General features: G+C 69.8%; 12 protein-coding genes. 3 read left to right on the top strand and 9 right to left on the bottom strand.

The annotated features are described in order from the left end of the window. Positions 1 to 43: 43 nt before the first annotated feature. A complete protein-coding gene (locus tag AB0I69_RS15830) occupies positions 44 to 1,822 on the bottom strand; it encodes an FAD/NAD(P)-binding protein (protein WP_363096216.1) in 1,779 nt (592 codons plus the stop codon). After that, positions 1,819 to 2,676 (bottom strand): amino acid ABC transporter permease, encoded by an 858-nt coding sequence (locus tag AB0I69_RS15825; protein ID WP_363096215.1) that lies wholly within the window; start codon positions 2,674 to 2,676, stop codon positions 1,819 to 1,821. Before AB0I69_RS15825 ends, AB0I69_RS15830 begins: the two co-directional genes overlap by 4 nt. Before the next feature lie 470 nt (positions 2,677 to 3,146). Here AB0I69_RS15825 and AB0I69_RS15820 point away from each other — a divergent pair, with 470 nt between their 5' ends. Continuing rightward, positions 3,147 to 4,103 (top strand): ABC transporter substrate-binding protein, encoded by a 957-nt coding sequence (locus AB0I69_RS15820; protein ID WP_363096214.1) that lies wholly within the window; start codon positions 3,147 to 3,149, stop codon positions 4,101 to 4,103. Between the two features lie 45 nt (positions 4,104 to 4,148). Here the strand turns inward: AB0I69_RS15820 and AB0I69_RS15815 are convergent, their stop codons facing one another. The 5 genes from AB0I69_RS15815 to AB0I69_RS15795 all read right to left on the bottom strand — a co-directional run bounded on the left by AB0I69_RS15815 (position 4,149) and on the right by AB0I69_RS15795 (position 9,153). Further along, a complete protein-coding gene (locus AB0I69_RS15815; RefSeq protein WP_363096213.1) occupies positions 4,149 to 4,748 on the bottom strand; it encodes an ATP/GTP-binding protein in 600 nt (199 codons plus the stop codon). Then, positions 4,732 to 5,088 carry a DUF742 domain-containing protein gene (locus AB0I69_RS15810; RefSeq protein ID WP_363096212.1) on the bottom strand — a complete coding sequence of 119 codons (357 nt, stop codon included), beginning with the start codon at positions 5,086 to 5,088 and terminating at the stop codon, positions 4,732 to 4,734. Before AB0I69_RS15810 ends, AB0I69_RS15815 begins: the two co-directional genes overlap by 17 nt. Further along, positions 5,085 to 5,513: a roadblock/LC7 domain-containing protein gene (locus tag AB0I69_RS15805; RefSeq protein WP_019074895.1), complete on the bottom strand. Its 429-nt coding sequence runs from the start codon at positions 5,511 to 5,513 to the stop codon at positions 5,085 to 5,087. Before AB0I69_RS15805 ends, AB0I69_RS15810 begins: the two co-directional genes overlap by 4 nt. Beyond that, entirely contained in the window at positions 5,510 to 7,741 is a 2,232-nt protein-coding gene (locus AB0I69_RS15800; protein WP_363096211.1) for a nitrate- and nitrite sensing domain-containing protein, read from the bottom strand. Before AB0I69_RS15800 ends, AB0I69_RS15805 begins: the two co-directional genes overlap by 4 nt. A 230-nt stretch (positions 7,742 to 7,971) precedes the next feature. Next, positions 7,972 to 9,153 (bottom strand): DUF5685 family protein, encoded by a 1,182-nt coding sequence (locus AB0I69_RS15795; protein ID WP_363096210.1) that lies wholly within the window; start codon positions 9,151 to 9,153, stop codon positions 7,972 to 7,974. Positions 9,154 to 9,486: 333 nt separating this feature from the next. Here AB0I69_RS15795 and AB0I69_RS15790 point away from each other — a divergent pair, with 333 nt between their 5' ends. Further along, positions 9,487 to 9,927 carry a cell division protein SepF gene (locus AB0I69_RS15790; RefSeq protein ID WP_019059292.1) on the top strand — a complete coding sequence of 147 codons (441 nt, stop codon included), beginning with the start codon at positions 9,487 to 9,489 and terminating at the stop codon, positions 9,925 to 9,927. A 54-nt stretch (positions 9,928 to 9,981) separates the two neighbouring features. Here the strand turns inward: AB0I69_RS15790 and AB0I69_RS15785 are convergent, their stop codons facing one another. Then, complete coding sequence (locus tag AB0I69_RS15785; protein ID WP_363096209.1) at positions 9,982 to 11,172, bottom strand: acyl-CoA dehydrogenase family protein; 1,191 nt, start codon at positions 11,170 to 11,172, stop codon at positions 9,982 to 9,984. A 317-nt stretch (positions 11,173 to 11,489) separates the two neighbouring features. Beyond that, positions 11,490 to 13,097: an MFS transporter gene (locus AB0I69_RS15780; RefSeq protein WP_363096208.1), complete on the bottom strand. Its 1,608-nt coding sequence runs from the start codon at positions 13,095 to 13,097 to the stop codon at positions 11,490 to 11,492. Positions 13,098 to 13,356: 259 nt separating this feature from the next. Between AB0I69_RS15780 and AB0I69_RS15775 the strand changes: the two genes are divergently transcribed. Continuing rightward, positions 13,357 to 14,532, top strand: coding sequence for a hypothetical protein (locus tag AB0I69_RS15775; RefSeq protein ID WP_363096207.1), 1,176 nt, complete (start codon positions 13,357 to 13,359; stop codon positions 14,530 to 14,532). The last annotated feature ends 117 nt before the right edge of the window (positions 14,533 to 14,649 follow it).

The raw sequence follows: 14,649 nt of genomic DNA, 5'->3' as shown, positions 1-14,649 counted from the left end.
GGTGTGAATCCCTTGTGCTGGCAGCGGAGTTGGCGGTTGAGGGCTACGCGGTAGCCGGACACGCGAGGTCCCGCAGGAACGCCAGTACGGCCCGCGCGGTGGCGTCGTTCTGCCGGAAGGCCGGCCCGCCGGTGCGTGGCCGGGTGAACGCGCCGGGCGTCCGTACGTCGGTGTAGGGCCCGAGCGCGAACCGCCGGGGATGCGGCTGCCCGTCCCGATTGAGGATCCGGCCGTCGGTACGGTCCACCCGCAGCAACCCTTCGGGGCTCTCCACCACGGCCCCGTCGTCGTGCAGTTGACGCAGCAGCGGATCGACAGACCGCCCGACCGTGGGCTCGGGCAACCGCGCCTCCACCAGCGCCCGCGCCTCGACCGTCACACCCGGCACGGTCGCACTCGACGCACGGAACACCCCGTCCTCGGCGGCTACGGCCATGTCCGCGCCGACGAACCGCACGATGCCGGCCCGGGAGAGCGCGAGGAGTTGGCGCAGCCGGGGTCCGGGCGGCCCGGAGGCGAGATAGCTGAAGAAGCCGTGCCACCAGGGCCCGACGTCACCGAGCCGGATCAACTGCCCGTAGACGGAGAGCAGTCCGAGGAAGACCGACAAGTCCGGGCTGTTGGAGGGATCGTGACGGCGACTCAGATCCCCTTCCACATAAGCCCGTAGCCCCTCCTGGAACTCCTCGTGCGACGCGTACCGCACCCCGTCCAGCGGATGGTCGAGTGCCGCGAGGTCGAGCCGGTCGGCGGGGTCGGGCACCGCCGACGCCACGAGTGCCTCACGCTCCGCCGCCTCCCCGGCCGCGTACTTCTCCTCGAAGTCGGTCCAGGCGATGCTCGTCCGCTCGGGGTGCACACCGAACAGCCGGTGGTAGTGCGCGAACCCCAACTCCTTCTCGATCAGGGGCCATACGTCCCGCCGGAAGTCGAAGCCCCCCGGCTGCGCGAGTATCGCGTCGACCTCGGCGGGCCCGAAGAACCGTGGCAGCGGCGGCCGTTCACCGCTCCACTCGTAACCGATCTTCGAGTGGTACGGCACTCCGCGCCGCGACCCGACGTACAGCACCGGCTCCTGCCCCGAGGGGACGTAGGTGTCGCCGTCGTAGCGTCCGCCCCGGCCCTCCGTGAGCAGCACCATCAGGTCGACGAAGGCGAGCCCGAAGCCGCGGACGAGGACGGGTTCGCCGGGGACGAGGGAGGACAGGTCGCTGTCGGCGGTGAAGTCGGGCGGCAGATGGACCAGGTCGTGGGCGCGGGCGTACGCCGCCAAGTCCCGTTGGTCCTCGTCCAGTTCGGCGTCGAGGTGGCCGAGGGCGAGGACGACGAGGTCGGCGGGGAGCGGGTTCGGGCTGCCCTCCAGCCAGACCTGCTGACGGCCCTCGCGCGGGCCGCTGATCCTGAGGGCCCGTTGCGGGTGGTGGTGGACGGTGATGCCCGGCGGCAGCGCGGCCACGGACTGCTCGTGCACCCAGCGCAGGTAGGAACCCTGGAGTTGGCGGTCGGCGAAGGCGCTGCCGTCGATGGCGGCCCATTCGTGCAGCGTGGGCCCGGGGCGTACCGGACCGTCCATGACCACCGTCTCGTCGGTGAACATGGTGACGTCCTCGGCGTGCGAGTTCATCCACAGCAGCGGGGACTGGGCCGCGCGCCAGATGCGTCCGGCGCCCGGCGGATGGGGGTCGACGAGATGGATGTCGAGACCGTCGGCGGTGCCCGAACCGCCGTACAGCTCAGCCGCGTTGGCGGCGATGCGCTCGATGAGACCGGTCCCCCGCGGCCCGGCCCCGACGATCACAAGAGTCCGCCTGGGCGCGCTCATCGGGTGCGCTCCGAACCGCGCGCGTAGTGCTTCTCGACGTAGTACTGGCCGACGCTGAGCACCGAGGTGACGACGGTGTACCAGATGGTGGCGACCATCAGCAGCGGGATCACCTGGTAGGTGCGGTGATAGACCAACTGCACGGAGAACAGCAGGTCTTGGACGGCGATGACGCTGACGATCGAGGTGCCCTTGAGGGTGCCGATCAGCATGTTCCCGGCGGGCGGCACGATGGAGCGCATCGCCTGCGGCAGCACGATCCGCCACCAGCGGCGCCACCGGCTCAGTCCGAGCGCCTGCGCGGCCTCGACCTGGCCGCGGTCGACGGAGAGGATGCCGCCCCGGACGACCTCGGCGGCGTAGGCGGCCTCGTGCAGGGTGAGTCCGATGATCGCGACCGCGATCGGAGTGAACAGGTTGACGGTCTTCACGCCGAGCAACTGCGGGTACAGCGCCCCGATGTTGAACCACAGCAGCAGCTGCACCAGGATCGGGATCGACCGGAACAGCCAGACGTAGCCCCAACTGACGCCGCGCAGCACGGGGTTGGCGGACAGCCGGGCCGCCGCGAGCAGCGCGCCCAGCACAAAGCCGAGCACCATCACCACGGCCGTCAGCCAGAGGGTGAGCCACAGGCCGCGCAGCACGGAGTCCGAGGTGAAGTAGTCGCCGACCACATCCCACTGGAACGCCTTGTTGCGCGCGACGGAGGTGACGGCGAGTCCGAGCAGCACGAGTACGGCAACGGCGGCCGTCCACTGGCCGAGACGGCGCTGCGGAACGATCCGCGGGGAGCCGGCCAACTCGGGTATGTCCGGTGCGGCGGCTGACTTGGCGAGGGTGTCGGAAGACATGGGAAGACAACTCCGTGGTGGGGGTCCCCCCGCTCGAGCGAAGTCGAGAGTGGGGGAAGGTCGAACACGGGTGGGTGCCTTCACACAGGGCGCCTTTCGGCGCCGTACGGCCGAGCCCCTCAGCAGGGCCGTCCACCGAGGGTACGGCGCCGTTTCCCCTTGCTGTCAAGGCTGTCCATACTGTGAGCGGTACGTCTCAAGTCGGTTGACGCCCAACCGGATGCCTGTTCCACTTACTCCATGCATCCACAGCAGTGGCTGGTCAAGCGCTCCCACATCGACCTCGGTCGCGTGTGGTCTTCTTCCTGTTGAGCTGACCCACTGCACGCCCTGATCCCCGGTTCTCCCGCCTGATCGGGCGCTTCTCGCGTTCTCCCCCGCACCCTCTCCTTCGCCTTCACACGCGCACCCCTCACCTCTCACCCTCCCCTCGGGTTCTGCTCACTCTTGCTCTCAGGAGACCGCACACGATGCGTACGCCCACGCGCACCCGTTATCGGCATTTCGCACCCTTTGCTCTGATTACCTCGGCAGCCCTGCTCCTCACGGCATGCGGCTCCGGCTCGGACGACGCGAGCGGCACCACGGCGAACGCGGCGGCGGCCAAGGCCGCCAAGATCCCCACCACGGACGTCGTCTCGGCCATCCCGAAGGACGCGGCGGCGGCCGAGCTGCTGCCGTCCGGCGTCACGAGCCTGACCGTGGCGGTGGCCGTCGGCGGCACGCCACCCGGCACCACCTACCTGGACGACGGCAAGACGCTGACCGGCCAGGACGTCGACTTCGCGGACGCCGTCGCGAAGGTCCTCGGCATCAAGCTCAAGACGGAACAGGCCAGCTTCGAGGCGATCCTGCCGGCCCTCGACAGCGGCAAGTACGACTTCGGCGCCAGCAACTTCGGCGTGACCGACGAACGGCGCAAGACGATCGACTTCGTCACCTACATCAACGACGGCCAGGGCTTCGCCACCCGCAAGGACAGCAAGCTCGGCAAGATCACCGACCTCAAGCAGCTGTGCGGCCTGAACGTGGCGACCGGCGCGGGCACCACCTTCGAGGCCACCCTTGAGGAGAACAAGAAGGTCTGCACGGACGCCGGCAAGAAGGCGTACAGCGTGCAGACCTACAGCGAGTCCGGCGCGATCTGGTCGTCCCTCCAACAGGGCCGCAGCGACGTCGTGATGTCCACGATCAACGGCCTGCGCTACGCCGTCGCCCAGCAGACCGGCGTCAAGTTCCTCAACGAGTTCCACCGCCTCGACGTCGGCTTCGCCTTCAAGAAGGGTACGAAGCTGGCCCCGGCATTCCAGGCCGCGGTGAACAAGCTCATCGCGGACGGCACCTACGACAAGATCCTCAAGAAGTGGGGGACGACGGGTTCGGCGATAGCGAAGTCGCAGATCTCGCCGCCGGAACTGAAGAACTAGGCGTACAGGGGGCCGAGTTCGCGGACCGGCCCCCTCCCCCCTCTCCTATCGCGTCAGGGCGGCCGTACGACGTCGTGGTGTGGCCCGAACCCCGATCACCCGATCCATCAACGCCCCCAACACGTCCCGTACGGAGTCCCGTTCACGCGCGTCGCACTCCAGCACAGGCACATCCGTGCCCAGCCCCAACGCCTCCCGCACCTCGTCCACATCGAACCGCTCCGCCCCGTCGAACCGGTTCACGGCGAGGACGAACGGCGCGCCCTGCGACTCGAAGTAGTCGACCGCAGGGAAGCAGTCCTCGATCCGCCGGGTGTCCACGAGGACCACCGTGCCGAGCGCGCCCTCCACCAAGTCGTCCCAGAGGAAGGAGAACCGGTCCTGCCCGGGCGTCCCGAACAGGTACAGCGCGATCGTCGGGTCGAGTGTGATCCGCCCGAAGTCGAGGGCGACGGTCGTGGTGGTCTTCGCCTCGACGCCCTCCAACGAGTCGACGCCCACGGAGACTTGGGTGATCGCCGCCTCCGTGTCGAGGGGTTCGATCTCCGAAATGGCCCCGATGAACGTGGTCTTGCCGACCCCGAGGCCGCCGCTGACCACGATCTTCACGGCCAGCGGCACGATCTTGTCAGAGCGCCCGGACATGGTCCCTGATCCTTTCGAGCATCGGGAGCGGCAGCTCCGCGGGTTGCCGACAGGCGAGTTGCCCGGCGACGACGAGGTCGGAGATCAGCACCTTGGCCACTCCGAGGGGCACGCCGACCCGGTGCGCCACCTCGGCGACTGTCGTCGGCTGTTCGCACACCGCGACGATGTGGCGCCGCTCGAAGGCGAGCGACGGATCCGGCACGCCGACGGCGACGACCAGCGTCTCCAGCCGCAGATCGGCCTGGAGAGGCTCGGACCGGCCGCCGGTGATGATGAACGGCCGGACGAACGTCGCGTCCTCAACAGGGTCTACGTCCCTGGGCTGTTCACCGTTCACCGTGGCAACGCCTGCCGCAGATCGGCGATGAGCGTCGGGGTGAGCAGATCACCCGCCCGCTCCGCGAGCACCGCCATCTCGTAGCCGACGAGGCCCAGTTCACCGCTGCTGTCGGCGAGGACACCGAGACAGCTGCCGTCCCGGATCGCCGAGACGAGCAGGAAACCCCGGCCCATCTCGATCATGATGAGCTTGACCCCGTCGAAGCTGTACCGCTTGGACGCGCTACGGGCCAGGCTGCTCAACCCCGAGACGATCGCGGCGAGATGGTCGGCCTCGGTCCGCCCGAGCCCGTCCGACACGGCGATCAGCAGCCCGTCGGAGGAGACGGCGACCGCGTCCCGTACGCCGTCGGTGCTCTTGACGAAGTTGGCGAGCAGCCAGTTGAAGGTCTGCGAGTCGTGTTGGGTGTCGACGGCGGTCACTTGGCGGCACCCTCGTTCGTCTCGGCGTTCTGCTGCTTCTCCTTCTCGACGCTGATCCCGCCCCGCATGTGGGCGCTGCGCAGGGTGGAGAGCATCCCGGAGACCTGTTCGGGGGTCCGCTCCGGGTTGGGCGGTGCGGTGGGGGTGGTCCGGTCGGTCCGGTCGGTCTCGCTCACCGCTGCCGCGATACCGCTCCGCTGCGGCCGCTTGACCAGGCCGTTGCGGGTGCGTGCGGCGGACGAACCGCCCTTGGCGGCCACCGGGGCGACCGCCGGTTCAGGCTTCGGCGCCACGTCCGTCTCCGCCTTCCTCGGTGCCGGGACCGAGGGCTTCGCCTCGACCGCCTGCTCCGTCAGCAGCCCCGCGGGGATCAGCACCCGCGCGACCACACCGGCCGCCGGTGCCTCGCCGAGCCGTACCTCGATACCGCACTTGCGGGCGAGCGCGCCGACCACGAAGTGGCCCAGGAACCGGGTGGGTTCGGCCATGAAGCTGGCGGTGCCGGACAGTCGTACGTTGGCCTCGGCGAGGGCCTGGTTGTCCATGCCGAAGCCGTGGTCGACGATCGCGACCAGATAGCCGGCGCTGGTGCGCCGCCCCTCGATCTCCACATCGGAGTCCGGCGGCGAGAAGCTCAGCGCGTTCTCCACCAACTCGGCCAGCAGATGGGCGATTTCGACGACGACGGAGCCGGTGACGAACGCGGGCTCGATCCGGCGCAGGGTGACCCGCCGGTACTCCTCGACCTCGGACAGCGCGGCACGCAGTACGTCGTTGATGGCCAGTGGGGTGGCCCAAGGGCGGGGGCTGGACTCTCCGGCGAGCACGAGGAGGCTTTCGGCGTTGCGGCGCATACGGGTGGCCAGGTGGTCGAGTTCGAAGAGGTTGGCGAGGGTCGCCGGGTCGGCGTCCTCGTGCTCCAGCTTGTTGATGAAGCTGATCTGCCGGCGCACCAGGTTCTGGTTGCGACGGCCCAGGCTCACCAGGGAGTCGGTGGCGTTGCGCCGCAACACGGCCTGTTCGGTGGCGAGTTCGAAGGCGGACCGCTGCACCCGGTCGAACGCCTCGGCCACCTCCCGGACTTCGGCCCCGGCCCGGTCGCCCACGGACAGCGGAGCGGGCGGTTGCGGTGCCTCCCCGGACGAGCCGTCCTGTACGGCGGCCACGGCCTGCGGCAGCCGGCTCCCGGCCACCTCCCGTGCCTGCTGGGCGAGTTCGACGAGCGGCGAGGACACGGACCGTACGCAGTCGAGGGCCAGCGCGCCGAGCGCGGCCATCGTGCCGAGCACGAGCACCAGGAACAGCAGCAGGTCGCGCTGGGCCGAACTCTCCAGCTGGGCGGCGCGGTTCTCGACATCGGTGCCGAGGCCGATCTGTACGCTCCGCATCCCGTTGATGGTGGAGGTCATGGAGTCCCACCAGGCCATCGGCGGGACGGCACTCGACTTCAGCTTCCCCGTGCCATGCACCGCCTTGCTCTCGTACGCCAGCGCGCGCTCGGCGTCGGGCGTGGTCAGGGCGGTGTTCAGGCGCCGTTCCTGCACGGCGGTGGCCGACCGCGGGAAGGCGTCGAGGGCGGCGAGGCGCCCGGCGCGGATCTCCATGAACCGGCTGTAGTCGTCGCCGCGGAACTTCCCGGCGCGCACGGAGCCGAGCACGATGGCCCGCTCCTCGCCGGTGAACTCCTTGGCGTTGCCGAGGACTTGGAGCGCCTGGTAGGCATCGCGCAGGTTGCCGTCGTGAACGTCTTCGAGGCCGAGGTCGAGCCGGTCGAGGACGGTGATCGTGGTGGTGAAGTAGTCGAAGGTGTCCTTCACCACGCCGGTGCCGTCGTCGGCGTCCTTGCGGATGCCGGCGAGGCCGTCGAGCCGGCCGAGGGACTCGCGCACGGAACCGGCGGCCGAGTCCTCACGCCCTTTCAGGGTCACGTCCAACTGCTCGCGCGCGGCGTCGGTGGCCTTGCGCTGCGTGGGCAGCTTGGCGTTGAACTGCTTGACGCCGCCGACGTATCCGGTGGTGAGTCCGCGCTCCTTCTGCAGTTCGTGGACGAGTCCCTGGAGGGTGATTTCCAGGCGGGCGTTGTCGGCGGTCGCGGAGGCGTTGCGATAGGCGGAGATCTGTTCGGCGGCCGCGACGCCGAGCAGTGCGAGCAGGACCACGAGGGCGAGAATCAGAATCCTCAGCAGCCTGGCGCGGATGCTGGTGGTCGCTTTTGTTGTGACGTCCACTGAAGTGCCTTAAGTGGGTGGCGAGTTGATCGGGAGTTGATCGGGGATCGAACCTGGGGCAGAAATGGTTCTGCTCCCGCCCAACGACACTCACGGCACACCGGTCACCGGATCATGTTTTTGTTTTACCGCGCCGAAACACGCTCCGCCGGACCCGGCAGGTCAGCCATGATCCCTATGCGGCACGTATACAGCGGCGGTGACTGCCCGTCACGTTCGGCGGGTGACGGTCAGCAGTCGCAGCACGACAGACATTCACAACATTCGCAGCACTCGCACGCGTCACAGCACGAGCAGTCGGAGCAGCACCCCTCGCGCTGCCGCCGCGACCACGGCCCCTCGAACTCGTCGGCGCAGCACACCTTGCAGGTGCAGCACAGCCCGAGAGCTGCGGCGCACCCGGCCCGGAAGCCGCGCTTGTCGGGCCGCGGGGGCTCACCGCCGTAGGGATTGCCGCCGTGCCGCGGATCGCTCGGGAGGTAAGGAGTCCCCGGCGGCCCGAAGGCACCCTGCGGCTGCGACACGTGCCCATACCCGGCCCCGTGCCCGCACGACCGGGTCCCGAAGGCCCGGTCCACCGAGCGCCCCAGTTCGTGCGCGAGCAGCAGATGCGCCAGCTTGCCGTCGGTGAAGGATGTCTCCCGCAGCGCGAGCCGTATCCCGTGCAGCGCGTCGTCGGCCAGCCGCCGGGCCTCGGTGAGCGGGGTGCCGGTCGCGGTGAGGGGATTCCAGGCACCGGCCGCGGCATCCGCCTCCCTGTCCTCCACGGCGTCCAGGAGGTGCGCGAGCCGTCCGAAGAGGCGCCCGGCCTCGGCGAGCGGTACGGCGTTGCCGGGCCGTCCGGCCAGGATCGCGGTGTGCGCGAAGGCCGCCGCGGTGGCGGTCTCGGTCGGCTCGGTGACGGTCAGGAGCGGCGTCCCGAGCCCGGCGAGCGCCTCGACGCCGCACTGCCGCTCCACCGCGTCGACGAGCACGGCGGCGTCGAACCCGACGGCGGAACCGGTCCGCGCCCCGGCCCGCCCCCAGCTCCCGGCGACCCGCCGCGCGGCCAGCGCCACCGGCCCGCGGGCCAGCAGCCCGTCCCCGTCGGCGACATGGTCACGCACCTTGGCGGAGGCGAGCACCAGCGAGACGGCCGCCGCGAGCCGCGCCCCCTCGCCCTGCGCGACGGACGCGGTCCGCATCCCGCGCAACGGGCAGGGCCCGGCCGTACGGCGCCATCCACCGCCCGCCCGCTCGACCTGAGCCTCCGTCAGGACAGAGAGCAGCAAACCGTCGTAATTGGTGACAACCCTCGCGAACTGCCCGTGATCTCCGCGCAGCGCGAGACACAGCCCGCACAAATGCGCCATCCACTGCGTCTTGAGGCTCTCTCCGAGCCGATGACTGCAAGGCCGGACCATTCCGAACACGACAACCCCCCGTGGCGTGTACGACATCTGACATGGCGTTCGGAGTTCGACAGGGCACCTGACCGGGCGTTGAGCAGCCGCGTCGTTTCGACCACCCCGTTCACCCGTACGCACCAGCCGTCACCCGGACGCCGGGAAGAATCATATTTCACTCTCAGTCAGCAGCCCTATCCAGCAACACCCTTGATACACAGGGGCCCTCGACGTATGGGCTGTGCACCAGTAGCGTCACAAACCCCCCGCGCGGCGTCTATCCACTTGGCGCGCGATCCGCATCATGGATGACCATAGGGATGCGGAAAGCAAGAAAGACCGCTGTGAGAGGAGGCGTCCATGGGATCGGTACGCAAGGCAAGTGCCTGGCTTGGGCTCGTCGACGACAACGATGACGAGCGCTACTACGACGACGACTACTCCGAAGGGACCGAGCAGCCCGGGGATGCCTGGGTCACGGATCCGCGGGTGAAGGTGGCCGAGGACGTCGCCGAGGTGAAGGGCCGCCGGATCGGCACGGTCACCCCGGACAGCTTCCGGGACGCCCGCGCCATCGGCGAGCTGTTCCGGGAAGGCGTCCCGGTGATCGTGAACCTCACGGCGATGGAGGCGACCGACGCCAAGCGCGTGGTCGACTTCGCGGCCGGCCTCACCTTCGGCCTGCGCGGCACGATCGAGCGGGTCGCGAACCGTGTCTTCCTGCTGACCCCCGCCAACACGGAGATCGTCAGCGGCGACCCCGCCGTGCGCCGTGAGGACGGTTTCTTCAACCAGAGCTGAGGCAGGGCCGCTTACCGGCCCTGCCTCCCGCAGGGTTGCTCCCGAGCCGCCGGTCTACCGGAAGGCGTCGAGTCCGGTGAGCGCCTTGCCCAGCACGAGCTGGTGCATCTCGACGGTGCCCTCGTACGTGAGCACCGACTCCAGGTTCGTCGCGTGCCGCATCACCGGGTACTCCAGCGAGATCCCGTTGGCACCGAGGATGGTCCGTGCCGTACGACAGATCTCGATGGCCTCTCGTACGTTGTTGAGCTTGCCGAAGCTGACCTGCTCGGGACGCAGGCGCCCTGCGTCCATGCGCCGCCCCAGGTGATGGGCGAGCAGAATCCCCTTGTGCAGCTCGACCGCCATGTCGGCGAGCTTGGCCTGGGTGAGCTGGAAGCCACCGATCGGCCGCCCGAACTGCTCCCGGGTCTTCGCATACGCGACCGCGGACTCGAAGGAAGCACGCGCCGCGCCCATCGCACCCCACACGATTCCGTAACGAGCGTGCGACAAACAGCTGAGCGGTCCCTTCAACCCGACCACGTCCGGCAGCACGGCATCGGCGGGCAACCGCACGTCGTCGAGGACGAGTTCGCTGGTGACGGATGCGCGGAGTGACCATTTGTGCTTGATCTCCGGAGCGGAGAATCCACTGCTGTCGGTGGGTACGACGAAGCCGCGAATCCCGTCATCGGTCTGCGCCCATACGACGGCGACACCGGCCACCGACCCGTTGGTGATCCACATCTTGCGCCCGTTGAGGACCCAGTCGCCGCCGTCGTGCTTGGCGTAGGTCCGCATCGCGCCGGGGTCGGAGCCGTGGTCGGGCTCGGTGAGCCCGAAGCAGCCGATGACGTCACCGGAGGCCATGCGCGGCAGCCACGCCTGCTTCTGCTCTTCACTCCCGAAGCGATGGATGGCGTACATGGCGAGGGACCCCTGCACCGAAACGAGCGACCGGATCCCGGAGTCGGCGGCCTCCAACTCCAGGCAGGCGAGCCCGTATTGGACGGCGGAGGCACCGGCACACCCGTACCCACTGAGCGACATACCCAGAGCCCCGATACCCCCCAACTCCCGCGCGAGCTCCCGGATCCCGGGCAACTCGCCCTTCTCGTACCACTCGGCGACGTACGGCAGCACCCGGTCGGCGGCCCACGCCCGGACGGTGTCGCGGATCGCGAGGTCCTCGGGGTCGAGCAGGTCGTCGATGCCGAGGGGGTCGGCGGGGTCGAAGGGGGGCAACTTCGGGGACGCAGCCATGACACAGCCTCCGGCACTAAAAACTATCACCGCTAGTTACGACAACGGGCTCGACGTTACGACGACGACTCGGGCACGTCCAGCACAGCCCCAAACCTCTCCCACCCGCCCACCCGTTTACGGGCGATCGAGGGGTGACCGTCTACCGCGGGGGCCGACCGCCGCGGGCGACCGCGCCCACGACCACGTCCCAGCCCCCCGGTGCTCGGGGCCCCGCAGCCCGCAGCCCGCAGCCGCCGACGGCGGGCCACCCCCACAGGACACGCTCACCTCTCGATCGCCCGTAAACGGGTGGTGCGTGGGTGGGAGAGTGTTGTTCAGGCTGAGACGCGGGACTCTGCGACTTCTCTGGGGGCAGGTACCCCCACCGCCGCCGCAGGCACCTCGCACTGCATGACCCGCGGCAACCGCAACGCCATCACCGCCCCCAGCAGCAACAGCCCCGCGCTGACGAGCAACGTCACATGCAGGCCGTGCACGAAGGAGTCCCGTGCCGCGTGGCGCAGGGCGGCGCCCCGTACCCCGCCCAGCCGCGCGGCGACGTCGTAGGCCTCCCCCAGCGAATGCCCCGCCGAGGCCGACGCGGACGCCGGTACACCGGGAACGGACGACAGCCCGGGCGCGTACGCCGCGTTCATCACGCTGCCGAGGAGCGCGATGCCGATACCGGCGCCGAGCTGGTAGGAGGTCTCCCCTATCGCCGCCGCGCCGCCCGCCTGAGCCGGCGGTGCCTCGCTCAGCATCGACTCGTACGCCCCGAAGAGCGTCATCTCCAGGCCGAAGCCCAGCAGCAGGAACCCGAAGAGCAGCAGCCCGGTGTTGTCCCGCCCGCCCATCGCGGTCAGCGTCAGCACCGAGACCGCGGTCAGGCAGAAGCCGAAGCACACCATCCGGCGCGGGCCGAAACGCCGTAGCATCCGCGCCCCGAACAGCCCCGCCGCCATCGCCGCGAACGTCAGCGGCAGCAGTCGTAGACCCGTCTGGAGAGGCGACAGGCCCAACACCAGTTGCAGGTACTGCGCCGCGATCAGCTCCAGGCCGACCAGTGCCAGCATCGCCAGCACGATGCAGCCGACGGAGGTGCTGAACGCCGGCCTGCGGAACATCGTCAGGTCCACCAGTGGATGCGTACGGCGCCGTTGTCGTCGTACGAAAAGAACCAGCAGTACCGCGCCCACGACGAGCGGGGCCACGGTCCACGCGCTCTCCGCCGGTTCCCCGCCGCCGAGCCGCTTCACTCCGAGGACGGCACCGAAGAGTCCGCCCGCGGCCATCAGCGCGCCTACGACGTCCCACGGGCCGTTGCGGTCGCCGCGGGACTCGGGCAGCAGGAGCCGGCCGATCGGCAGGCTGATCAGCATCAGCGGGATGTTGACCAGGAAGACCGAGCCCCACCAGAAGTGCTCCAACAAAAACCCGCCCAGCAACGGGCCCACCGCCGCGCCCACCGCGGCCACCGCGCTCCACACGCCGATCGCCACCGCCCGCTCGCGCCGGTCGGGGAAGACCTGGCGGAGGATCGAGAGCGTGGCCGGCATGATCATCGCGCCGCCGACACCGAGCAGTGCCCGCGCGAGGATCAGGACCTGGGCGTCATGGGCGAGGGCGGCCAGCCCGGAGGCGATGCCGAAGAGGCCGTAGCCGAGGAGCAGGATTCGCCTGCGGCCGACTCTGTCGCCGAGCGTGCCGAAGAGGATGAGGAGCGAGGCGCAGACCAGTGGATAGACGTCGACGATCCAGAGCAGCTCTATCGCGCCGGGCTTGAGGTCCTCGGTGACGGCGGGCACCGCGACATGGAGCACGGTGGCGTCGAGCGCGACGAGCAGCAGGCTGACGCAGAGGACGACGAGGACGACCCAGCGGTTGGCACCGGCCCCGGCCGCCCGACGGCGCAGCGCTGCGGCGGCCGTGGTCGTCCCGGACATGTACTACCTCCCAGATGTTCCCTCGCGTTCGGCGGGCTCACGGGGTGGGGACTCCCCGGGACTGCGGTCGGAGAGGAGCGGTGTCTCCGACCCGCGCAACGAAGGCGAGTGAGCCGTCAGCGTACGCGAGTTCACGCCAATGCCACGTGGCGGACCTCTCACACTCCCCGGACAACACGTGTGGCGTACACCACTCCCCCTCCCGTGGACCACGCCCCGCCGGGCCTGCCGGTTCCGTGCACCCTCGATAATCAAGCCCGTGACCGATCTTGAAGCACCGCTGCGCCGGGCGGCCCCGGCCCTCCTCGGGTATGCCGCCGTCCGCGCCCTGGGTCTGGTGGTGCTCGCGGTGTGGAGCGCGGCCCGCGGCAAGAACGCCCACACCTTGCTGACGGCCCGCTGGGACGCCCTCTGGTACACCCGGGTCGCCGAGCTCGGGTACGGCTACGAGGTGCGCCTCCCGAACGGCGACGTCCACTCGAACCTCGCCTTCTTCCCGCTGTTGCCCTGGCTGGAAAGGTTCATGCACGCGGTGTCCCCGCTGTCGTACGCCGACGGCGGTTTCGTGGTGAGCCTGCTCGCCTCGCTCGCGGCGGCCTGGGGGATCTTCGCCGTCGTGGAGCACGTGTACGGCCGTAGGGCCGGGGTGTGCGCCGTGCTGCTGTGGGCCGTGCTCCCGGTGGGGATCGTGCAGTCGATGGCGTACAGCGAGTCGCTCTTCACCGCGCTCGCCGCCTGGTCCCTGTACGCCGTGCTGACGGGCCGCTGGCTGACGGCTGGCGCGCTCGCGCTGTTCGCCGGGCTGACGCGGCCCGTGGGGCTCGCCGTGGTCGCGGCGGTGTGGGTCGCGGGCATCGCCTCGTTCACCGGATTCACCCCGCGCGCGGGCACCTCTTTTGTGCGGGACCGCAGCACGGCGCCCGCGCCCGGCGCGCGGGTCTGGCGACGCGCCCTCGGCATGCTGATCGCGCCCCTGGGCGCCGCCGGCTATGTCCTGTGGGTCGGCCACCGCACCGGCAAGGGTCCGCTCGGCTATCTCGACGTGCAGGCGGGCTGGCGCAACGGTTTCGACGGCGGCGCCGCCTTCGCCCGTTTCGTCGGCGACAAGTTCACGTCGTTCCCGTCGGCCCTGGCCGGGGTCGGACTGGTCGTCGGCGTCGGACTGGTGATCTGGCTGTACGTCGTGGGTGTCCGGCAGGGCCAGCCGCTCCCGCTTCTGGTCTACACGGGCGTCGTGACCGCGCTCGCGCTGTGCGCGTCGAGCTACTTCGGCTCGAAACCGCGCCTGCTGATGCCCGTCTTCCCCCTGTTGCTCCCCCTCGCGCTGGCGCTGGCGCGGCTGCGTATCTCCAGGTCAGCGTGGGTGGTGGGCGGTGTCGCGGTGGCCTCGGCCGTGTACGGGGCGTTCTGGCTGAACGGCTCCGGTCCGCCCTGATCCGCTCCGGGGCGACCGGTGAGCGTTCGGCTAATTCCACCCCAGGATTTGGTGAACTAATTCATAAGTGCCATAAAACTGGGGCCCGGCATGATCAAAGGAATTGAAGGACGGAGC

The organism is Streptomyces sp. NPDC050508, from assembly GCF_040655155.1.
Classification (GTDB): domain Bacteria; phylum Actinomycetota; class Actinomycetes; order Streptomycetales; family Streptomycetaceae; genus Streptomyces.
The sequence above is the reverse complement of the archived record's forward strand: the minus strand, read 5'-3'. Positions and strand labels throughout refer to the sequence as shown.